We start from the raw sequence: 21,597 nt of genomic DNA, 5'->3' as shown, positions 1-21,597 counted from the left end.
CGTCTCCACCGAAACGCCCACCTGGGGCAACATCATGGCCGAAGCGCGGATCTACTTCCGGCTGAAGCCCGAACTGATCTTCTGGCCGGGCCTCGCCCTGTCGCTCTGCATCCTGTCGATCAACCTGCTGGGCGATGCCGCGCGCGACATCCTCGATCCCCGCATGGGCAAGAGGGAGGCCTGACATGCCCGTTCTCGACATCAAGAACCTGACCGTCGCCATCGACACCAGGGACGGCGCCACCGTCGTCCGCGACATCTCCATCACCATCGAGGCGGGCGAGACCGTCTGCCTCGTGGGCGAATCCGGCTCGGGCAAGTCGGTCTCCTCGCTCGCGACGATGGGCCTCCTGCCCAAGGGCGCCCTGAAGGTCTCGGGCGGCGAGATCCTGCTCGACGGCGAGGATCTGCTGAAGCTCTCCCCGGCCGAGCTGCGCGACCGCCGCGCAACCCGCATGTCGATGATCTTCCAGGAGCCGATGACGGCGCTGAACCCGGTCATCAAGGTCGGCGAGCAGATCGCCGAGGTGCTGGCCGCGCATACCAAGCTGTCCAATGCCGAGAGCCATGCCAAGGTGATGGACATCCTCGAGCAGGTCGGCCTGCCGGATATCGAGCGGGTGGCGAAAAGCTATCCGCACCAGCTGTCCGGCGGCCAGCGGCAGCGGATCATGATCGCCATGGCGCTGATCCTGGAGCCGCGGCTGTTGATCGCAGACGAGCCGACCACCGCGCTCGACGTCACCACGCAGAAGCAGATCCTGAAGCTCATCAAGGACCTGCAGGAAATGCACGGCACCGCCGTCCTCTTCATCACCCATGACATGGGCGTGGTCGCCGAGATCGCCGACCGGGTCTACGTGATGAACCGCGGCGACATGGTCGAGACCGGCAAGGTGATGGAGATCCTCGCCGGGCCGAAGATGGACTACACCCGCCGCCTGCTCTCCTCCGTGCCTTCGCTGGTGCCGCGCAGCGCCCGCCCCGTCGCCAGCGCGAAACTCGCGCTGCAGGTGACCGAGCTGAACAAGATCTACGGCGGCGGCGGGTTCCTGTCGAAGACCGCAACGACCCATGCCGCCAAGGCGGTCTCGCTGGAGCTGAAGGCCGGGCGCACGCTGGGCATCGTCGGCGAGAGCGGCTCGGGCAAGTCGACCGTGGCGCGCTGCGTGATGCGGCTGATCGATCCCTCCTCGGGCGGCATCCGCGTCGGCGGGCAGGAGATCGCCGGGCTGACCCCGCGCGGGCTGCACCCGTTCCGCAAGAAGCTGCAGATGGTGTTCCAGGACCCCTACCGCTCGCTCAACCCGCGGCTGACGATCGAGGAGTCGATCATCGAGGGGCCGATGAACTACGGCATGCCCCGCGCCGAGGCCGCGGCAAAGGCGGCCGAGCTGCTGGAACTGGTCGGCATGCCCGCGGGATCGGCCAAGCGCTATCCGCACATGTTCTCGGGCGGGCAGCGCCAGCGCATCGCCATCGCCCGGGCGCTGGCCATGGAGCCCGAGCTGCTGGTCGCGGACGAGGCGGTCTCGGCGCTCGACGTCTCGGTGCAGGCGCAGGTGCTGGACCTGCTGACCGAGATCCAGGAGCGGACCCAGATCGCCATCCTCTTCATCACCCACGACCTGCGCGTCGCCGCCCAGATCTGCGACGAGGTGGCGGTGATGAAGCGCGGCGAGGTGGTCGAGTACGGCCCCACCGCCACCGTGCTCGGCGCGCCGCAGCACGATTACACGAAATCGCTTCTGGCCGCCGCGCCGGGCCGGGACTGGGACTTCCCCAATTTCCGCCCCGTCGCCGCCTGAGCAACTAGGAGAACCCCCGTGCCCCGTATCGCCATTGGCGGTTTCCTGCACGAAACCAATACCTTCGCTCCGTCGAAGGCGACCTATCAGGACTTCGTCCATGGCGGCGGCGCCGGGCGCATGCTGCATGGCGAGGACATCACCGAGACCCTCGCCGACGTCAATGCCGCCATCTCCGGCGCGATCCGCCACGGCCGCGCCGAGGGCTGGGACCTGATCCCGACGATCTTCGCCGCGACCTCGCCCTCGGCCCATGTCACCTGCGACGCCTTCGAGCGGATCGCCGGCGACATGATCGACCGCATCGCCGCGGCCATGCCGCTGGACGGGGTGTTCCTGGACCTGCACGGCGCGATGGTGACCGAGCATCTCGACGACGGCGAGGGCGAATTGCTGTGCCGCCTGCGCGACCGGATCGGCCCGGACATCCCCGTCGTCGTCTGCCTCGACCTGCATGCCAACGTGACGGAGAAGATGTTCGACCGCGCCGACGTGCTGGAAAGCTACCGCACCTATCCGCATGTCGACATGGCCGAGACCGGGCTGCGCGGCGCCCGCGCCCTGTCGAAGATGCTGGCCGGCCCGCGCCCGGCCAAGGCGATGCGCACCGCGCCCTATCTCTCGGCCATCGCCTGGCAATGCACCTCGGCCGAGCCCGCCAAGGGGCTCTATGCACAGATGGAGGCGCTGGCCGGAGAGGCCCGCGAGATGAGCTTCAACATGGGCTTCCCGGCGGCGGATTTCCCGGAATGCCAGATGACCGTGCTGGCCTATGGCGAGGGCGCCGACGCGGCCGCCGATGCGCTGATGGCGGCGATCGAGGCGGCGGAGCCGCAGTTCCGCGGCAAGGTCTACCCCCCGGGCGAAGGCGTGGCCGAGGCGCTGCGCCTGGCGCAGACGGCGACCTCGCCGGTGGTGATCGCCGACACCCAGGACAATCCGGGCGCGGGCGCCGACAGCAACACGACCGGCATGATCCGCGCCATGGCCGAGGCCGGCGCGAAGGGCGCCATCGGAAATCTCTACGACCCGGCGGCGGCGCTCGCGGCGCATGAGGCCGGGACCGGCGCGACCGTGACCCTCGCCATCGGCGGCCAGGCCGGCATCCCCGGCGACGCGCCCTTCGAGGCGGAGTTCCTGGTCGAGGCGCTCTCGGACGGGGAATTCACCGCCCAGGGCCCCTATTACCGCGGCAAGACGATGAGCATGGGCCCCTCGGCCTGCCTGCGCCTCGGCGATCTCAGGATCGCGCTGGTCTCGGCCAAGGCGCAGATGGCCGACCGCGGGATGTTCCGCCAGGTCGGCATCATCCCCGAGGAAGAGCCGATCCTGATCGTGAAGAGCTCCGTCCATTTCCGCGCCGATTTCGAGCCGATCGCCGCGGCGCTGCTGACCTGCGCCGCGCCCGGCCCGATGGCCGTCGACCCCGGGGACCTGCCCTGGGAACGGCTGCGCCCGGGGATCCGCATGGGCGCCATGGGCCCCGCATTCCAACCAGAAGACCACGCAACGAAGGAGACCGCAGATGCCGGTCATTGAGGAAATCGCCGCCTTTGCCGACGAGCTGACCGCGATCCGCCGCGATATCCACGAGCACCCCGAGCTCGGCTTCGAGGAGGTCCGCACCTCCGCCATCGTCGCCGAGAAGCTGACGAGCTGGGGCATCGAGGTCACGACCGGCCTGGGCAGGACCGGCGTGGTCGGCGTGCTGAAGGGCGCGAAGCCCGGCAGGACGATCGGGCTGCGCGCCGACATGGACGCGCTGCCGATCCACGAGGAAACCAACCTGCCCTGGGCCTCGAAGACCCCCGGCGTGATGCATGCCTGCGGCCATGACGGCCACACCACGATGCTGCTCGGCGCGGCGCGCTACCTCGCCGCGAACCCCGATTTCGCCGGCACCGCCGTCTTCATCTTCCAGCCGGCCGAAGAAGGGCTGGGCGGCGCGCGCGCTATGCTGGCCGACGGGCTCTTCGAGCAGTTCCCCTGCGACGAGATCTACGGCATGCACAACGCCCCCTACGACACGCCGGACAATGTCCGGGTGAAGAAGGGCGCGGCGATGGCGGGCTCGGACTTCTTCGACATCAAGATCACCGGCCGCGGCAGCCACGGCGCCCGCCCCGAGGATTCCAAGGACCCGGTGGTGATCGCCACCGCGCTGGTCCAGCAGCTGCAGTCGATCGTCTCGCGCAATGTGTCCCCGACGAGCCCGGCCGTGGTCTCGGTAACCAAGATCCACGCGGGCGACGCCTATAACGTCGTGCCGAACACTGCCGAGCTCGGCGGCACGATCCGCTTCTTCGACACCGCCGTGGGCGAGCTGATCTCGGCGCGGATGCGGGCGATCTGCGCGGGCGTGGCGCTGGCGCATGACTGCGAGATCGAGGTCGACATCCGCAATGTCTTCGACGTTCTGGTCAATGACGACAGCCTGTCCGAAGCGGTGCTCGCCGCCTCCTCGCCGGTCGTGGGCGCGGAGAAATCCGGCCTGACGACCGAGCTGGTCATGGGCTCCGAGGATTTCGCCGACATGCTGCGCGTGGTGCCGGGCGCCTATTGCACCGTCGGCCATTCCGGCGGCGTGCCGGTGCACAATCCGGGCTTCACCCTCGACGACGCGATCCTGCCGGTCGGCGCCTCGATCTACGCCAACCTGGTGACCCAGCGCGGAGCCGCGGCATGACCATCTGGAAGGACCTCGCCTTCGACACCGACGAGATCATCGCCGGCATGAAGCCCTGGATCGAGTGCGAAAGCCCGACCTGGGACGGCGCCGCCGTCGACCGGATGATGGATCTGGCGGAGATGAAATGCGCCGAGCTCGGCGCCACTGTGGAACGCATCCCCGGCATCATGGGGCTCGGCGGCTCGGTCCGCGCGCGCTTCCCGCATCCGAAGATGGGCGAGCCGGGGATCATGATCACCGGCCATCTCGACACCGTCCACCCGGTCGGCACGCTGGCCAAGAACCCGTTCCGCCGCGAGGGCGGCAAGGTCTACGGGCCGGGCATCCAGGACATGAAGGGCGGCAACTTCATCACGCTGGAGGCGATCCGCAAGATCCAGGAGGCCGGGATCGAGACGCCCCTGCCGATCGTCGCGCTCTTCACCCCCGACGAGGAGATCGGCACCCCCGCCACGCGGATGCTGATCGAGACCGAGGCGAAGCGCGCCAAATACGTGCTCTGCCCCGAGCCCGCCCATCCCGATAACGGCGTCTGCACCGGGCGCTACGCGATCGCGCGGTTCAACCTGGCGGCCGAGGGCAAGCCCTCGCATGCCGGGGCCAACGTCAAGGGCGGCATCTCGGCGGTGCGCGAGCTGGCCAAGCGGATCATCGAGATCGAGGAGATGACGACCGAGGACTGCACCTTCTCGTGCAACAACATCGCCTCGGGGCAATGGGTGAACTGCGTGCCCTCCTTCGCCTCGGCGGAATGCCTGTCCATGGCCAAGGAGCAGGCCGACCTGGATGCCGGGATCGAGCGGATGCTGGCCCTGACCGGCGAGCGCAACGGCGTGCGCTTCACCGTCACCCGCGGCGTCACCCGCCCCGTGTGGGAGCCGGGGCAGTCCGGGACCATGTTCCTCTACGAGCAGGCAAAGGCCCTGTCCGCCGAGCTGGGCCTCGACATGCCCCATCGCAGCCAGGGCGGCGGCTCGGACGCGAATTTCACCGGCGCGCTCGGCATCCCCTCGCTCTGCTCGCTCGGCGTCAAGGGCGACGGGCTGCACACGCTGACCGAGCATATCGACGAGGATTTCATCGTCCCCCGCACCCGGATCATGGCCGGGATGCTGACGACCCTCGCCTGATCCCTGCCCCGCCCGCCCGGTCTCTCCGGCGGGCGGGGCGATGCCCGGTCCGCCGGAACGGCCGGGCCGCCGCCGGAGGGCAGCGCCCCGTCCGCGGGCGGACTGGCTGCCCGCTCTCCGGCATCTGCGCCGGACGGGTCCTTCGTCCTTCGCCGCCGCGCCGCGCGCCCGCGCCGCCAGAGCTCCCGCCCATCGGCAGATGCCTGGCCGATGACGCAAGGCTGCCGTCCCGGCGAAGAGCCTTGCAACCGAGGGCGGCAGATGCCCCGCCCCGCGCGCCGGCCTGCTCCCGACATATGTTTCAGGATCTCCCGACCCCGACTGGGCACCATTTCTCCGAACGAGCCGCGCCGCGCCGCCGTCGACGCGCCGCGCGCTTGCCCCTCGGGAGGTCTCGCCCATCGGCATCTGCCGACCTATGGCGCGGCGCCTGACGTTCCGGCAGGGAGCCTGCCAACCGAAGGCGGCAGATGCCCCGCCCCCCGCGCCGGCCTGCTCCCGACATATGTTTCAGGATCTCCCGACCCCGACTGGGCACCATTTCTCCGAACGAGCGGCGCCGCGGTCGACGCGCCGCGCGCCTGCCCCTCGGGAGGTCTCGCCCATCGGCATCTGCCGACCCATGGCGCGGCGCCTGCCGTTCCGGCAGCGAGCCTGCCAACCGAGGGCGGCGGATGCCCCGTGTCGCGCGCCGGGCCGGTCCTGCTCCGCGGTACGCATTTCGGGATGTCCCGTCCCCGGTCGAGCGTCGTCACTTGAACCAACGGCCACCGCACGGGCTCTTCCGGCTGGCAGCCGGTGCCGCCGGTCCGGGTAATCCTCCACTTGCAGCGATGGTCGGACAGGTCCGGCCGCAAGACGCGGCGTTCAGGATGCGGCGGCCCGGACCGGGAGGACCTGACCCGACCAGCTCGCATCGCAAAGGCCCCCTCCCGGCTGGCTGCCGGACCGGTCCGAGCGCTTCCCGGCGCGACCCGACCCGTCATCCGCCTGCCAGAGCCCGCCGCCCGGACCGGAACACCCGGGGGACATCTCAATGGCGCGCCCGCAGAGGGCCAGACGCGTCAGCCGTCCCCGGGCAGGCGCAGATCGGCGAGCTGGGCGGAGACCGCCTCCGCCGGATAGGCCGAGAGCTCCGGCAGCTCGGCGACGATCAGCGCGGGGCCCGTCCCGGCCGCGGCCAGCGCCGCGCCATCCGGCCCGGCAATCACCGAGCCGCCGCCGAAATCCAGCCCGCGATCCGTGCCGCAGTAATTCGCATAGGCCACGAAAATGCCGTTCTCGCAGGCCCGCGCCGGAACGAGGAGCCGCTGGACATGCTCGAACCCCGCCGGATTGGCGGTCGGCACCAGGATCGCCTCCGCCCCGCGCCGCGCCAGCCCGCGGGCATGTTCGGGAAACTCGATGTCGTAGCAGATCAGGAGCCCGCAGCGGCGCCCGGCGATCTCGAAGACCGGCGGCGCCCCGGTCCCGGCGCGGAAGCTCGCGCGCTCCATCTCGCCGAAAAGCTGGATCTTGCGGTAATGCGCCAGCTGCACCCCCTCCGGCCCCAGGACCGTCGCGGCATTCCAGACGGCGCCCTCGGCCCGCTCGGCCCAGCCATAGGCCAGCCCGACCCCGTGGACGCGCGCCATCTCCGCCAGCGCCAGCTGCCAGGGCCCGCCCGCGGGCTCGGCCAGGGTGGCATGCAGGTCGGGACAGTTGTAGCCGGGCAGCAGCAGCTCCGGCACGAGGAGGAGCGCGGCCTCCTGCGCGGCGGCAGCGGCCAGCGCGGCCTCGACCGCGTCGAGCCGCTCCTCGGCGGAGGCCGTCGCGGCGGAGATCTGGAGAAGCGCGAGTTTCATGCCCCTGCCTAGCGCGCCCGGCACCGCGGGGGAAGCGCGGCCTTGCGAAGCTGCCGCCCTGCGGCCGGTTGGCACCTCGCCATTCCGGCCGCGCCACGCGACAAATGCAGATGAGACGGGCCGCAAGACGCCCGGCAGATCGACCGACGGGGAAAAGACATGATGAAATCGACGATGACCGCCCTCGCGCTCGGGGCGACCGCCCTCGCGCCCCTCTCCGCCCTGGCCGAACCGGTCAAGGTCGGGGTGCTGATGACGCTTTCGGGCCCGCCCGCCGTGCTGGGCGAGCATGCCCGCGACGGCGCGCTGCTGGCACTGAAGACGCTGGGCGGCACGCTCGGCGGGCAGGAGGCGGAATTCATCATCGCCGATGCCGAGGGCAAGCCCGACATCGCCGCGCAGAAGGCCCGCCGCCTGGTGGAAAGCGACGGCGCGGCGTTCGTGATCGGCCCGATCTTCTCCAACGTGATGGCCGCGATCGCCGGGCCGGTGACCGAGGGCGGCGCCTTCCTGATGTCGCCCAATGCCGGCCCATCGGTCTTCGCCGGCGAGGGCTGCAACCCCGACATCTTCGTCGTCTCCTACCAGAACGACCAGCCCGACCAGGTGATGGGCGAATACGCCAATTCCGCGGGCTACGGCTCGGTCGTGCTGATCGCGCCGAACTACCAGGCCGGGATGGACCATCTGGGCGGGTTCAAGCGCACCTACGAGGGCACCGTCACGACCGAGCTGCTGACCCAGCTCGGCCAGCTCGACTATTCCGCGGAACTGGCGCAGATCGCCGCCTTCCAGCCGGATGCGGTCTATGCCTTCCTGCCCGGCGGCATGGGGGTGAATTTCGTCAAGCAGTACGCACAGGCCGGGCTTTCGGGCATTCCGATGATGTCGAGCTTCACCACCGACGAGACCACGCTGCCGGCCATGCAGGACGCGGCGCTGGGGATGTTCTCCTCGGGCTCCTGGGCGCCGGATCTGGACGCGCCGGGCAATGCCGAATTCGTCGAGGCCTTCGTCGCCGAATACGGCCGGGTGCCGGCCAGCTACGCCGCCTATGCCTATGACGCGGTGATGCTGATGGATGCCGCCATCGCCGAGGCCGGAACGGAGGACCGCGACGCCCTGCGCGACGCGCTGAAGACCGTCGACTTCCCGACCGTGCGCGGCAAGTTCGCCTTCGGCCAGAACCAGTTCCCGGTGCAGGACTTCTACCTGACCGAGGTGGTCCAGCGCGAGGACGGCGCCTATGCCACCTCCGCGAAGGAGCTGGTCGTGGCCGACTATGTCGATGCCTATGCCGGCGCCTGCGCCGCCGAGTGATCCCGGGGGCGGGCCCCGACCGGCCCGCCCGCTTCAGCCATGGCCAATCTCTTCCTCCTCCAGCTCCTCAACGGGGCGCAATTCGGCATCCTGCTGTTCCTCGTCGCCGCCGGGCTGACGCTGGTCTTCGGGATCATGGATTTCATCAACCTCGCCCATGGCGTGCTCTACATGCTGGGCGCCTACCTGATGGCGATGTTCGCGCTCTCCACGGGCAGCTTCTGGCTGGGGCTCGCGCTGGCGCTCGGCGCGACGCTGGTCGTCGGGCTGGTGCTGGAATGGCTGGTCTTCCGAAGGCTCTATGACCGGCCGCATCTCGACCAGGTGCTGGCGACCTTCGCGCTGATGATGATCCTCTCCGAAGGCGTGAAGATCCTCTGGGGCTCGGCGCCGCTGAATGTCGCCATGCCCGAGCTCCTGTCAGGCTCCGTGCCGCTGGCCGGGCCGCTGCGCTATCCGGTCTACCGCATCGCGATCATCGTGGCGGGGCTGGCGACGGCGCTCGGGCTCTGGGCGATGATCACCCGCACGCGCGTCGGCATGCTGCTGCGCGCGGGCGCCTCGAACCGGCCCATGGTGGCGGCGCTCGGCACCGACATCTCGAAGTTCTTCATGCTGGTCTTCGCGCTCGGCGCGATGCTGGCAGGCTTTGCCGGGGCGCTGGTCTCGCCGGTGCTGTCGGTCGATCCCGGCATGGGCGACCAGATCCTGATCCTGACCTTCGTCGTCATCGTGATCGGCGGGGTCGGCTCGGTGAAGGGCGCCTTCGCCGGCGCGCTGCTCGTCGGGATCACCGACACGGTGGGGCGCATCTTCGGGCCGATCTGGCTGAAGATGGTGATGGACCCGGCCGCCGCCGCCCAGGCGGGCCGCGTGCTAGCGCCGATGCTGATCTACCTCCTGATGGCGGCAATCCTGTCCTGGCGGCCGAACGGCCTCTTCGGGAGGAGCACGCGATGAGCCGCCCTGCGCAGCGCGGCATGAGCGGCCGCGCGAAGGCCGCGCTGGCGCTGATCGCGCTCATGGCGCTGGTGCCGCCGCTCGCGGCGCTGGCGGGCGATCCCTTCCTGACGGTCGTGGCCAGCCGCATGGCAGTCTTCGCCATCGCCGCGCTGTCGCTGGACCTGATCCTCGGCTTCGGCGCGCTGGTCAGCTTCGGCCATGCCGCCTATCTGGGGCTCGGCGCCTATGCGGTGGCGGTCTGCGCGCGCCACGGCATCACCGACCTCTTCGTGCAGATCGCGGCCGGGGCGGCGGCCTCCGCCCTCTTCGCGCTGGTCTCGGGGGCGATCTCGCTGCGGACCCGCGGCATCTACTTCATCATGATCACGCTGGCTTTCGGGCAGATGGCCTATTTCTTCTTCGTCTCGCTCTCCGCCTATGGCGGCGATGACGGCACCACGCTGGCGGCGCGCTCCACCGTCTTCGGCCGGCCGCTGCTGGAGAACGACACGGTCTTCTTCTACGTCGTGCTGGCCTGCCTGGCGACGGCCTTCGGGCTGCTCCACCGGCTGGCGGGCTCGCGCTTCGGCCGGGCGCTGGCCGGCACGCGCGAAAGCGAGCTGCGGATGCAGGCGATCGGCTTCCGCCCGTTCCGCTACCGGCTGGCGGCCTATGTGATCTCGGGCATGATCTGCTCGGTCGCGGGCGTGCTGCTGGCCAACCAGACCGAGTATGTCTCCCCGGCCTACATGGCCTGGACCCGCTCCGGCGAGCTGATCGTCATGCTGCTGCTCGGCGGGATCGGCACGCTTGCGGGCGCCATGGCCGGGGCGCTGGCGACCGTCGCGCTCGAGGAACTGCTGGCCGGCTGGTCCGAGCACTGGCGGCTGGGCTTCGGGCTGATCCTGCTCGGCGTCGTGCTCTGGTCGCCGGCCGGGCTGACCGGGCTGATCCGCCGCCTGCTGCCGGAGGAGGGCCGATGACCGCGCTGCTCGAAGCCCGCGGGCTCTGCAAGGCCTATGGCGCGCTGAGCGTCACCGACGATCTGTCGATGCAGGTCGCGGCGGGCGAGCTGCATGCCGTGATCGGGCCGAACGGCGCGGGCAAGACGACGCTGATCGCCCAGCTCTCCGGCCAGCTCGCCCCGGACCGGGGCAGCATCCGCTTCGGCGGGCGGGATGTCACCCGGCTCGACATGCCGGCCAGGCTGCGGCTGGGGCTGGCGCGCAGCTTCCAGATCACCACGCTGATGCCCGCCATGACCGCGCTGGAGAATGTCGCGCTGGCGGTGCAGGGCCGCTCGGGCAGCTCCTTCCGCTTCTGGCGCCCGGTCGCGGCGGAGCGCGCGCTGAACGAGGCGGCGATGGCCTGCCTCGAGGAGGTTGGCATGGCCGGCCGCGCCGGCCGGCCCGCGGGCGCGATGAGCCATGGCGAGAAGCGCCAGCTCGAGCTGGCCGTCGCGCTGGCCTGCGAGCCGCGGCTGCTGCTGCTCGACGAGCCGCTGGCCGGAACGGGCCCGCAGGAGGCCGAGGTGCTGGTCGCGCTGCTGGCCCGGCTGAAGGGGCGGATCACCATGCTGCTGATCGAGCATGACATGGAGGCGGTCTTCGCCCTCGCCGACCGGGTCTCGGTGCTGGTCTATGGCCGCATCCTGGCCTCGGGCGCGCCGGAGGCGATCCGGCAGGACCCGAAGGTCCGCGCCGCCTATCTGGGCGAGGAGGCGGGCTGATGCTGTCGATCGAGGGGCTGGAGGCCGGCTATGGCTCGGCGCAGGTGCTGTTCGGCGTCGATCTCGCCGTCGCCGAGGGCGAGGCGGTGACGCTCCTGGGACGCAACGGCATGGGCAAGACGACGACGATCCGCACGCTCTTCGGGCTGCTGCCCGCGCGTGGCGGGCATGTCCGGATCGGCGGGCAGGAGATGGCGAACGCCCCGCCGCACCGGATCGCCCGGGCCGGGCTGGGGCTGGTGCCCGAGGGGCGCCAGATCTTCCCGACCCTGACGGTGGAGGAGAACCTCGTCGCCACCGCCCGCGGCGGCCGCGCCGCGCGCTGGGATCTGCCGCGCGTCTACGGGCTCTTCCCCCGCCTCGCCGAGCGCCGCCGCCACATGGGCGACGAGCTGTCGGGCGGCGAGCAGCAGATGCTGGCCGTGGGCCGCGCGCTGATGACCAATCCGCGGCTCCTGGTGCTCGACGAGGCGACCGAAGGGCTGGCGCCGCTGATCCGCGAGGAGATCTGGGCCTGCCTCGCGCAGCTGAAATCCGAGGGCGAGGCGATCCTGGTGGTCGACAAGAATGTCGAGGCGCTGTCGCGCTTCGCCGACCGCCATGTGGTGATCGAGAAGGGCCGCACCGTCTGGACCGGCGACAGCGCCATGCTGATGGCCGATCCGGCGATCCGCGACCGCTACCTTCACGCCTGAGCCGGGTGCGACCGCAACGAACGTTGCAGGCCCGGCAATGGTAGCGCTAATCCTGCAACGGCGCGCCAGAAGCGGAGGATCCCGATGACGCCCGAACTGCTGCTCATGGTGCTGGCCGCTTTCGTGGTCGGCATGTCCAAGGGCGGCCTGTCCGCCGCCGGCGCGCTGGCCGTGCCGCTGATGTCGATCTGGATGGATCCGCTGGAGGCGGCAAGCACGCTGCTGCCGATCTTCATCGCCTCGGACATCGTCGCGGTCGCGATCTACCGCAAGGCGCCCTCCTGGCCGAATATCCGCATCCTGGTCCCGGCCTCGATGGTCGGCGTGGTGCTGGCGACGCTGGTCGCGCCGCATGTGCCCGTGGCGGCGGTGACGCTGGTCACCGGAATGATCGGGCTGGCCTACTGCATCCAGTCGGTGCTGGTCCGCCCGGCCGAGGTGCCGCATCGCGCGCGCCCGGTCCGCGGCTTCTTCTGGGGGATGATGACCGGCATCACCAGCTTCATCTCGCATAACGGCGCGCCGCCCTTCCATGCCTACATGCTGCCGCAGAAGCTGCCGAACCTGGCCTTCGCGGGCACGGCCACCATCGTCTTCGCGGTCATCAACCTGGCGAAGCTGCCGGCCTATCACGAGATCGGCCTGACCGGCGGGCTGTCGATGCGCCAGCTGGCACCGCTGATCGCCGTCGCCGTGGTGGGCGCCTTCGCCGGGCGCTACCTGGTCGGGCGCCTGCCGCAGCCGGTCTATTCCGGCACGATCCGCGCGCTTCTGTTCGTCGTTTCGCTCTATCTCTGCGTGGTGGCGGGGATGGAGCTGGCCTGAGGATCAGGCCGGGGCGCGCACCGCGCGGGCGCGAATCTCCAGCGCCTCGACCAGGGTCAGCCGGCTGCTCTGCCCGGTCTCGCCCGCGGCCTGCGGGAAATCCGAACGGAAATGCGCGCCGCGGCTCTCCTCGCGCAGGAGCGCCCCGGCGACGATCAGCGTCGCGGTGGCAGTCATGTTGGCGAAGGGCGCGCAATCGGGCTGGGCGGCCTCCAGCGCGGCGATCTCGGCCAGGGTGCGGCGCAGCGCCTCGGCCGTGCGGATCACCCCCGCCCCCGCGGTCATCGCCCGGCGCAGCCGCGCCACCAGTGCCGGATCGGGCGCGGGCGCCGGCGCCAGATCGGGCAGCACCACCTCTTCGGAAACCGCGGGCGGGGCCAGCCCGGCGGCAATCGCGCCGGCGCAGCGGCGGGCATAGACCAGCGCCTCCAGCAGCCCGTTCGAGGCAAGCCGGTTGGCGCCATGGAGCCCGGTCGAGGCCGCCTCGCCGCAGACCCAGAGCCCCGGCAGCGAGGCGCCGCCCGCGGCATCGGTTTCGGCCCCGCCGATATGGTAATGCGCCGCCGCCGCCACCGGGATCGGCTGGCGGACCGGATCGACCCCGGCCGAGAGGCAGGCCTGCGCCACCGCCGGAAAGCTGTCCAAGATCGCCGCGCCCAGAACCTCGCGGGTGTCGAGCACCGGACGCCGCCCGGCCTGCCATTCGGCGAAGACCGCGCGCGCCACCACGTCCCGCGGCGCCAGCTCGGCATCGGGATGCACCCCGGTCATGAAGCGCGTTCCGGCGGCGTTCCGCAGCACCGCGCCCTCGCCGCGCAGCGCCTCGGTCGCCAGCGGCGCCGGGTCGTGGCCGACATCGATCGCGGTCGGATGGAACTGCACGAATTCCGCGTCGCGGATCACCGCGCCCGCCCGCGCGGCCAGCCCGATCGCCTGGCCGCAGATCCGCGGCGGGTTGGTCGTCACCTCGAAGAGCCCGCCCGAACCGCCCCCGGCCAGCAGCACCGCGGGCCCCGAGAGCCGCACCGGCTCGGAAGCGCCGGTCGCGGCGCGCATCAGCTCCACCCCGGTGACGCGGCCGCCCGCGCGCAGCAGCGCGCTGGCCAGCACGCCTTCCATGACCTGGATCGACGGCGTGGCGCGGACCTGCAGCGCCAGGGCGCGCATGATCTCGGCCCCGGCTTGGTCGCCCTTGACCCGCACGACGCGGGCCACCGAATGCGCCGCCTCGCGCGACAGGACATAGCCGCCCTCCGCCGTGCGGTCGAAGGGCGTGCCCAAATCGGTCAGGTCAAGGATATGGCGGCGCGCCTCGGCGGTGACGGCGGCGGCGACCCGCGGATCGACCGTGCCCGCCCCCGCGCGGATCGTGTCGGCGGCATGGGCGGCGGCGCTGTCATGCTGCGCCATCGCGGCGGCGACCCCGCCCTGCGCCCATGCGGAACTGGCCCCCTCGCCCAGCGGATCGGGCGAGATCATCAGCACCGGATGCGGCGCCAGCGCCAGCGCGGCGTAGAGCGCGCCCAGCCCCGCGCCGATGATGATGACCCGGTCGGTGGAGAGCGCCTGCATCCGCGCCGGTCTCAGGCGGCCATCTTGCGGCTGAGATCGATCATCCGCTCGACCGCCACCCGCGCCTTCGCCGCCACCTGCGGATCGACCTCGACCGCGCCCTGCATCGTGTGCAGCGACCACAGCACCTTCTCCAGCGTGATCATCTTCATGTAGGGGCACATGTTGCAGGGGCCGACGAAATCCACGCCGGGCAGCTCGTCGGAAATGTTCGAGGCCATCGAGCATTCGGTGACCAGCATCGCCTTCTGCGGCTTCTCGCGATGGACATAGTCGATGATCCCCGAGGTCGAGCCGGAGAAATCGGCCTCGGCCACGACATCGGGCGGGCATTCGGGATGGGCGATGATCCGCGTGCCGGGGTTCCACTCGCGGAAGTCGCGCAGATCCTTGGCGGTGTACTGCTCGTGCACGATGCAGGAGCCCTCCCACCAGACGATGTTCTTGTGCGGCACCTGCGCGGCGACGTTCTTGGCCAGGTACTGGTCCGGCGTCATGATGACGGTCTGCGCGTCGAGCCCGGCGACGATCTGCGCCGCGTTCGAGGAGGTGCAGCAGATGTCCGAGGCGGCCTTCACCTCGGCGGTGGTGTTCACGTAGGTCACCACCGGCGCGCCGGGATAGCGGCGGCGCATCTCGGCGATGCCTTCAGGGGTGATGCTCTCGGCCAGCGAGCAGCCGGCCTCCATGTCGGGGATCAGCACGGTCTTCGACGGGTTCAGGATCTTCGAGGTCTCGGCCATGAAATGCACGCCGCACTGCACGATCACCTCGGCCTCGACCCGCGTCGCCTCGACGGCAAGCTGCAGGCTGTCGCCCACCACGTCGGCAATGCCGTGGTAGATCTGCGGGGTCATGTAGTTATGCGCCAGGATGACGGCGTTGCGCTCTGCCTTCAGGCGGTTGATCGCCTCGACATAGGGGGCATGCACCGCCCAGTCGAACGGCGTCACCACCCGGCCCATGCGGGCATAGATCGCCCCCATCGCCTCGGCCTTCTCCATCGAGGGCGCCAGGTCGTAATGCCGGGCGAGCTCGTCCCGGTCGACGGTCAGTTGCTGCATCTCGGTCATCCCCATTCGGCCGGTTCTCCCGCTGGAGGAGGCCCGGACCGGTTCCCTTGCAATTGCCTGTGCACGCTGAAAGTGCGCCGTCGTCTACAACATGGGCGGTTCGCGGAACAAGTTCGTTCTGCCGCCCGGATATCACGTATTGGACATTTTCTTGCGCTAAATGACCGTTTTTGTTTGCATAGATACGGAAAATCCGGGCCGCCGCTCCGAATCAGCCGACCGGCGCGGCCAGTCCGGCGATCAGCGCGGCGGCGGCGCGGGTGCGGTAGCGGCCGGGATGGGTCAAGAGCGCGAAGGCCCGCTCGGGGCGCGGCGCCCAGGTGACGGGCCGGACCGCGACCGCCCCCCGCGCATCGGCGAAATCGACCGCGCGGCGCGACAGCATCGCCAGGCTCTCGCCCGCGGCCACGGCCGAGAGGATCGCCTCGTTCGAGGGCAGCTCCAGCGCCACCGACAGATCGCCGACCGAGAGGCCGAGCTCGTCGAGATGGTGCTCGAATTCCGAGCGGGTGCCCGAGCCCGGCTCGCGCAGCACCCAGCCGAAGGCCAGGTAGTCCGTCGCCGAAACCGTCCGCCCGGCCAGCGGATGGGAGGCGGCGAAGACCAGCACCAGCTCGTCGCGGGCCACCACCTGGCGGGTCAGGTCGCTCTGGGGGACGTCGCCCTCGACCAGGCCCAGATCGGCGCGCCCCTCCATCACCGCGGCGGCGACCTGCGCGGTATTGCCGGTTTCCAGGCTCAGCTCCACCAGCGGATGCGCCTCGTGATAGGCCATCAGGTAGCGCGGCAGCCAGTAGCTGGCGACGGTCTGGCTGGCATGGATGGCAAGCTTGCCCAGCGTCTTCTGCGACAGGTCGTTGAGCATCAGCTCGGCGGAATCCGCCTGGGCCAGCACCGCCCGCGCCGCGCCGGTGAAACGCGCCCCCGCCTCGGTCAGCCGGATGCCGCGGCCGATCCGGTCGAAGAGCTTCACCCCGTGCTGCGCCTCCAGCGCGGCAATCGCCGAGGAGACCGCCGACTGCGTCAGGTTCAGCTGCCGCGCGGCGCGGGTGACATGGCTTTCGCGCGCCACGGCAAGGAAGATGCGGAGCTGGTCGAGCGTCATGGCCCATTCATAAGCTCAGTCGATCATTTCGACAAATACAATCCGTTGTACGGAACGGTCGTGATCCAGCAGGATGGGCGGCGTCAGCAAAGGTGCCTCCCCATGTCCGATGTCTCCCCGCCGCAGGTCGCGGCCCGCCCGCTCTCCCGCCTGTCCGCCATGCTCGCCCCCGCCCTGCCCGGGCTCGGCCTCGCCGCGCTGATCGCCGCGCTGGCGATCGCCGTGCAGAGGCTCAGCGGGATCGGCGCGCTCAGTCCGCTGATGGTGGCGATGGTGATCGGCATGGCCATCCGCAACACCACCGGGGTGCATCCCGCGCTTGCCCCGGGGATCGCGCTGTCGCTGAAGAAGATCCTGCGCTTTGCCATCGTGCTGATGGGCTTCCAGCTTACCCTGGCGCAGATCGGCGAGATCGGGCTGCGCGGCGTCGCCATCGTCGCCCTGACGCTCGGCGCGACGCTGGTCTTCACCAAGGCGATGGGCCGCGTGCTGGGGGTGGAGCGCCGCCTGGCCGAGCTGATCGCCGCGGGCACCTCGATCTGCGGCGCCTCCGCGGTGATCGCCTGCAACACCGTCACCCGCGGGCGCGACGAGGATGTCGCCTATGCCATCGCCTGCGTCACCGTCTTCGGCTCGCTCTCGATGATCCTCTTCCCGCTGCTGGCGGGGCCGCTGGGGCTGGGGCCGCAGGATTACGGGCTCTGGACCGGGGCGACGATCCACGAGGTCGCGCAGGTGGTCGGCGCCTCCTTCGCCCAGGGCGAGGCGGCGGGCCAGGCCGGGACCATCGCCAAGCTCAGCCGGGTGATCCTGCTGGCGCCGGTGATCCTGTCGCTGGGCATGATGGCCCGGCGCCGCAGCGACGGCGCCGGCGCGGCCAAGGTGCCGGTGCCGTGGTTCGTCTTCGGCTTCCTGGCGCTCGTCCTCGTCAACTCGCTGGTCTCGCTGCCCGACGCGCTGCGCGCCGATCTGGGACTTGCCACCAGCTTCCTGCTGGCCATGGCACTGGCGGCGATGGGGCTCGAGACCGACATCGCCAAGCTCCGCCGCGAGGGGCTGCGGCCGCTGGCCCTCGGCGCGATCGCCTGGATCTTCATCTCCCTGGCCGGGCTGGGGCTGGTGCTGGCGCTCTGAGCAGGCGCGGGCGCTTGACCGCCCCGCCCGGCAGTGGGAGGGCTGTCGGGCGCAGACAGGATCCCGACCATGACCGAGCACCCCTTCCGTCCCCATAGCAGCCACTGGGGCACGTTCAGCGCCCGCCGCACGCCGGCGGGGCTGGAGATCCGGCCCTTCGAGGGCGATCCCGATCCCTCGCCGATCCTCGGCAACATCCCCGCCGCCCTGACCCATCCCGCCCGGCTCTCGCGGCCGCTGATCCGCCGCGGCTGGCTGGAGCGCGGTCCCGGCCCCGATCCGATGCGCGGCCGCGAGGACTTCGTCGCGCTGCCCTGGGACGAGGCGCTGGACATCGCCGCGGCCGAGCTGAAGCGCCTCGGCGCCGGGCCGGACCTGCCCGCGGAGGTGCCCGGGGCCCATGTCTTCGGCGGCTCCTACGGCTGGTCCTCGGCGGGGCGGTTCCACCATGCGCAGAGCCAGGTCCACCGCTTCCTCAACACCGCCTTCGGCGGCTATGTCGCCTCGGTCGACACCTATTCCTCGGCCGCGGGCTCGGTGATCCTGTCGATGACCTTCGGCCATCCGATCTCGATGATGATGGAGCGGCCCTTCTGGTCCGAGATCGCCGGGGAGACCGAGCTGCTCCTCGCTTTCGGCGGCATGCCGGTCAGGAACCTCGCAGTCAGCCCGGGCGGCAACAGCCAGCACGTGGCGCGCCCCTCTCTGAAGGCGGCCGCCGCGCGCGGCTGCGCCTTCGTCTCGGTCAGCCCGCTGGCGGACGACATGGACGACCTGCCCGGGCTGACGCGGCTCGCGCCGCGCCCCGGAACCGACGCCGCGCTGATGATCGCGATGGCCCATGTGCTGGAGACCGAGGAGCTCGCCGACCGGGCCTATCTGGCGCGCTACACCACCGGCTATGACCGGTTCCGCGCCTATCTGGCGGGCGAAGCCGACGGCACGCCGAAGACGCCGGACTGGGCGGCGGAGATCACCGGCATCCCGGCCGCGACGATCCGGGACCTGGCGCGGAAGGCCGCGCAGAGCCGCACCCATATCTCGGTCGCCTATGCGCTGCAGCGCGCGCAGAACGGCGAGCAGCCAGTCTGGATGGCGATGGTGCTGGCGGCGATGCTGGGCCAGGGCGGGCTGTCGGGGGGCGGCTTCTCCTACGGGCTGGCCTCGATCGGCAATGTCGGCAAGAAGAAGCTGGCCGTGCCGCTGCCGACCCTGCCCCAGGGCCGGAACCGCGCGGACGACTTCATTCCCGTCGCGCGGATCGCCGAGCTGCTGCTGAAGCCGGGCGAGAGCTATACCTACAAGGGCGAGACCCGCAGCTATGCCGATATCCGGCTGGTCTACTGGGCGGGCGGCAACCCGTTCCACCACCACCAGGACCTGGACAACATGCGCGAGGCCTTCACCCGCCCCGACACGGTGATCGTGCATGACAGCGTCGGCACCGCCACCACGCGCCATGCCGATATCGTCTTTCCGGTGACGGTCACGGCGGAGCGCGACGATATCGGCGCCTCGGCCAACGACCCGTTCCTGATCCCGATGCAGAAGCTCGCCGAGCCGCTCGAAGGGCCGCGCCACGACTACGACGTCTTCGCCGCGCTGGCCGGGCGGCTGGGCTGCGGCGCCGATTTCACCGAGGGGCGCGACGCGGCGGAGTGGCAGGCCTGGATGTATGCCCGCACCCGCGACGCGCTGGCCGAGCAGCAGCTTCCCGCGCCGGAGTTCGAGGCGTTCATGGCGGGCGGCATCCTCGAGCTGCCGACCAGCGACGCGCCCTCTCGGATCGCGCTTTTCCATGCCGATCCGGAGGCGCATCCGCTGGAGACGCCGAGCGGCCGGATGGAGATCTTCTGCGAGGCGGTCGAGGCCGCGGGCCTGCCCGGGCATCCCGCCTGGCTGCCCCCCGCGGAATGGCTGGGCGCGGATCTGGCCGCCGACCATCCCTTTCAGCTGGTGGCCAACCAGCCGCGCGGCAAGCTGCATAGCCAGCTCGATTTCGGCGCGGCCTCGATGGCGACCAAGCGGCAGGGGCGCGACGTGGCACGGATGAACCCGGCCGACGCCGCAAGGCTCGGCATCGCCGATGGCGACGTGATCCGGCTGTGGAACGGCCGCGGCAGCCTGCTGGCGGTGGCCGAGCCCGCCGCGGGCATCCGCGCCTCGGTCGTGCAGCTCTCGACCGGCGCCTGGTACGCCCCGGCCGAGCTGCCGGGCGCCGGCACCACCTGCGTCAACGGCAATCCGAACGCCGTGACCTCCGACAGTGGCGCCTCGCGGCTCAGCCAGGGCTGCGCCGGACAGCTCTCGCTGGTCTCGGTGGAGCGCTGGGAGGGCGAGGTGCCGCCCGTCGTGCCGCAGGAGGCGATCCTCCCGCGGCCGTGATCCCTGCAAGGAGCCGCGTGCAAATCCGCGCCCGGCGCGCTAGGTGAAGAGCAGACAGCGCCGGGCGCTTCCGGCCCGGCGCGCTGGAAACACCCGGACCTGACATGACCCTCCTCGACATCGCGGCCCTCCTGCTTGTCGTCGCCGCCGGCTTCGGCGCGCTGAACTACTTCTTCCTCCGCCTGCCCAATTCCATCGGCATCATGGTGATCGCGCTGGCCAGCTCGCTGGTGCTGCTGGTCCTCGACCGGCTGATCCCCGGGCTCGGCATCGCCGCCCATGCCTCGGACATCGTCGGGCAGGTGGAATTCTCGGACACGCTGCTCGACGGGATGCTCGGGCTCCTGCTCTTCGCCGGCGCGCTGCATGTGCCGATGGCGGAGCTGAAGCGCCAGGCGCCGGTGATCTTCGTCATGGCCACGCTGGGCGTCGCGCTTTCGGCGGCGGTGATGGGCGCGGGGCTGAGCTGGCTGACCGGCATGCCGCTTCTCGTCGCGCTGACCTTCGGCGCGCTGATCTCGCCGACTGATCCGGTCGCCGTTCTGGGGGTGCTGCGCACCGCGGGCATCCGCAAGGACCTGGAGATCCAGATCGCGGGCGAGAGCCTGTTCAACGACGGGGTGGGCTATGTCGCCTACCTGATCCTGGTGGCGCTGGCCTTCGGCACCGGCAGCGAGGAGGTCACCGCCTCGGGCGCGGCGGTCCTGTTCCTGCGCGAGGCGGTGGGCGGGCTGGCGCTCGGCGCGGTGCTGGGCTGGCTGACCTACCGGCTGATGCGGCGGATCGACGACTGGCAGCTCGAGGTGCTGATCACCCTGGCGCTGGCCTTCGGCGGCTATGCGCTGGCCGAGCGGCTGGGCGTCTCGGCGCCGATCATGGCGGTCGTCGCGGGGCTGCTGACCGGCGATGTCGGCCGCGCCCGCGGCATGAGCGACGAGACCCGCGGCCATGTCGACGCCTTCTGGGCGCTGGTCGACGAGGGGCTGAACGCGGCGCTCTTCTGCCTGATCGGCTTCGAGATCCTGGCGATCACGCTGGATGCGGACATGGGCACGACCATCGCGCTGTCGCTGGTGCTGGCGCTTGCGGCACGGCTCGTCGCCGTGGCGGTGCCGCTGATCCTCCTGCACCCGTTCCGCCGGATGCAGAGCGACATGGTGCCGATCATGACCTGGGGCGGGATCAAGGGCGGCCTTTCCGTCGCCCTCGCCCTGTCGCTGCCGGACAGCGAATGGCGCCCGGTGATCCTGGCCTCGACCTATGTGATCGTGGTGGTCTCGATCATCGTGCAGGGGCTGACCGTCGGGCGACTGGCCGCCTGGCTGGCGCAGCGGGGCTAGCCCCCG

17 protein-coding genes and 1 pseudogene are annotated in these 21,597 nt (G+C 70.8%); 14 read left to right on the top strand and 4 right to left on the bottom strand.

The features are described from left to right. The 5 genes and pseudogenes from FGX59_RS26035 to FGX59_RS26015 all read left to right on the top strand — a co-directional run. Window positions 1-184: pseudogene (locus FGX59_RS26035) on the top strand (ABC transporter permease); the annotation flags it as partial. A 1-nt stretch (window position 185) separates the two neighbouring features. Next, the gene (locus FGX59_RS26030) at window positions 186-1,808 is read left to right on the top strand and encodes an ABC transporter ATP-binding protein (RefSeq protein WP_138470049.1); all 1,623 of its coding nucleotides are present in this window, start codon (window positions 186-188) and stop codon (window positions 1,806-1,808) included. 18 nt (window positions 1,809-1,826) lie between these two features. Further along, window positions 1,827-3,347 (top strand): M81 family metallopeptidase, encoded by a 1,521-nt coding sequence (locus FGX59_RS26025; protein WP_138470048.1) that lies wholly within the window; start codon window positions 1,827-1,829, stop codon window positions 3,345-3,347. Next, window positions 3,334-4,494 (top strand): M20 aminoacylase family protein, encoded by a 1,161-nt coding sequence (locus FGX59_RS26020; RefSeq protein ID WP_138470047.1) that lies wholly within the window; start codon window positions 3,334-3,336, stop codon window positions 4,492-4,494. The genes FGX59_RS26025 and FGX59_RS26020 overlap by 14 nt, the downstream gene beginning before the upstream one ends. After that, the gene (locus tag FGX59_RS26015) at window positions 4,491-5,627 is read left to right on the top strand and encodes a M20/M25/M40 family metallo-hydrolase (RefSeq protein ID WP_138470046.1); all 1,137 of its coding nucleotides are present in this window, start codon (window positions 4,491-4,493) and stop codon (window positions 5,625-5,627) included. The genes FGX59_RS26020 and FGX59_RS26015 overlap by 4 nt, the downstream gene beginning before the upstream one ends. A gap of 1,064 nt (window positions 5,628-6,691) precedes the next feature. On the opposite strand, the gene FGX59_RS26010 is transcribed toward FGX59_RS26015, so the two are convergent. Then, window positions 6,692-7,471 carry a nitrilase-related carbon-nitrogen hydrolase gene (locus FGX59_RS26010; protein WP_138470045.1) on the bottom strand — a complete coding sequence of 260 codons (780 nt, stop codon included), beginning with the start codon at window positions 7,469-7,471 and terminating at the stop codon, window positions 6,692-6,694. A gap of 159 nt (window positions 7,472-7,630) precedes the next feature. Here FGX59_RS26010 and FGX59_RS26005 point away from each other — a divergent pair, with 159 nt between their 5' ends. From FGX59_RS26005 to FGX59_RS25980, 6 genes are all read left to right on the top strand, one after another. Next, window positions 7,631-8,791 carry an ABC transporter substrate-binding protein gene (locus tag FGX59_RS26005; RefSeq protein ID WP_138470044.1) on the top strand — a complete coding sequence of 387 codons (1,161 nt, stop codon included), beginning with the start codon at window positions 7,631-7,633 and terminating at the stop codon, window positions 8,789-8,791. Window positions 8,792-8,830: 39 nt separating this feature from the next. After that, entirely contained in the window at window positions 8,831-9,751 is a 921-nt protein-coding gene (locus FGX59_RS26000; RefSeq protein ID WP_138470043.1) for a branched-chain amino acid ABC transporter permease, read from the top strand. Next, the gene (locus FGX59_RS25995) at window positions 9,748-10,716 is read left to right on the top strand and encodes a branched-chain amino acid ABC transporter permease (protein WP_138470042.1); all 969 of its coding nucleotides are present in this window, start codon (window positions 9,748-9,750) and stop codon (window positions 10,714-10,716) included. The genes FGX59_RS26000 and FGX59_RS25995 overlap by 4 nt, the downstream gene beginning before the upstream one ends. Then, window positions 10,713-11,462, top strand: a complete 750-nt coding sequence (locus tag FGX59_RS25990; RefSeq protein ID WP_138470041.1) for an ABC transporter ATP-binding protein — start codon at window positions 10,713-10,715, stop codon at window positions 11,460-11,462. Before FGX59_RS25995 ends, FGX59_RS25990 begins: the two co-directional genes overlap by 4 nt. Beyond that, entirely contained in the window at window positions 11,462-12,157 is a 696-nt protein-coding gene (locus FGX59_RS25985; RefSeq protein WP_138470040.1) for an ABC transporter ATP-binding protein, read from the top strand. Before FGX59_RS25990 ends, FGX59_RS25985 begins: the two co-directional genes overlap by 1 nt. Before the next feature lie 84 nt (window positions 12,158-12,241). Next, entirely contained in the window at window positions 12,242-12,982 is a 741-nt protein-coding gene (locus FGX59_RS25980; RefSeq protein ID WP_138470039.1) for a sulfite exporter TauE/SafE family protein, read from the top strand. Between the two features lie 3 nt (window positions 12,983-12,985). Here the strand turns inward: FGX59_RS25980 and FGX59_RS25975 are convergent, their stop codons facing one another. The 3 genes from FGX59_RS25975 to FGX59_RS25965 form a co-directional block, all read right to left on the bottom strand. After that, the gene (locus FGX59_RS25975) at window positions 12,986-14,554 is read right to left on the bottom strand and encodes an L-aspartate oxidase (protein WP_138470038.1); all 1,569 of its coding nucleotides are present in this window, start codon (window positions 14,552-14,554) and stop codon (window positions 12,986-12,988) included. Between the two features lie 11 nt (window positions 14,555-14,565). After that, window positions 14,566-15,618 carry a quinolinate synthase NadA gene (gene nadA / locus FGX59_RS25970; RefSeq protein WP_138470037.1) on the bottom strand — a complete coding sequence of 351 codons (1,053 nt, stop codon included), beginning with the start codon at window positions 15,616-15,618 and terminating at the stop codon, window positions 14,566-14,568. Between the two features lie 220 nt (window positions 15,619-15,838). Then, the gene (locus FGX59_RS25965) at window positions 15,839-16,732 is read right to left on the bottom strand and encodes a LysR family transcriptional regulator (RefSeq protein ID WP_138470036.1); all 894 of its coding nucleotides are present in this window, start codon (window positions 16,730-16,732) and stop codon (window positions 15,839-15,841) included. A gap of 102 nt (window positions 16,733-16,834) precedes the next feature. On the opposite strand from FGX59_RS25965, the gene FGX59_RS25960 reads away from it, so the two are divergent. From FGX59_RS25960 to FGX59_RS25950, 3 genes are all read left to right on the top strand, one after another. Next, on the top strand, window positions 16,835-17,866 hold the full coding sequence (locus FGX59_RS25960; protein WP_171060834.1) for a YeiH family protein: 1,032 nt from the start codon (window positions 16,835-16,837) through the stop codon (window positions 17,864-17,866). 69 nt (window positions 17,867-17,935) lie between these two features. After that, the gene (locus FGX59_RS25955; protein ID WP_138470035.1) at window positions 17,936-20,251 is read left to right on the top strand and encodes a molybdopterin-dependent oxidoreductase; all 2,316 of its coding nucleotides are present in this window, start codon (window positions 17,936-17,938) and stop codon (window positions 20,249-20,251) included. A 104-nt stretch (window positions 20,252-20,355) separates the two neighbouring features. Further along, a complete protein-coding gene (locus tag FGX59_RS25950) occupies window positions 20,356-21,591 on the top strand; it encodes a sodium:proton antiporter (RefSeq protein WP_138470034.1) in 1,236 nt (411 codons plus the stop codon). The last annotated feature ends 6 nt before the right edge of the window (window positions 21,592-21,597 follow it).

The sequence above is a fragment of the Poseidonocella sp. HB161398 genome (genome assembly GCF_005870025.1).
GTDB lineage: Bacteria > Pseudomonadota > Alphaproteobacteria > Rhodobacterales > Rhodobacteraceae > Mangrovicoccus.
The sequence above is the reverse complement of the archived record's forward strand: the minus strand, read 5'-3'. Positions and strand labels throughout refer to the sequence as shown.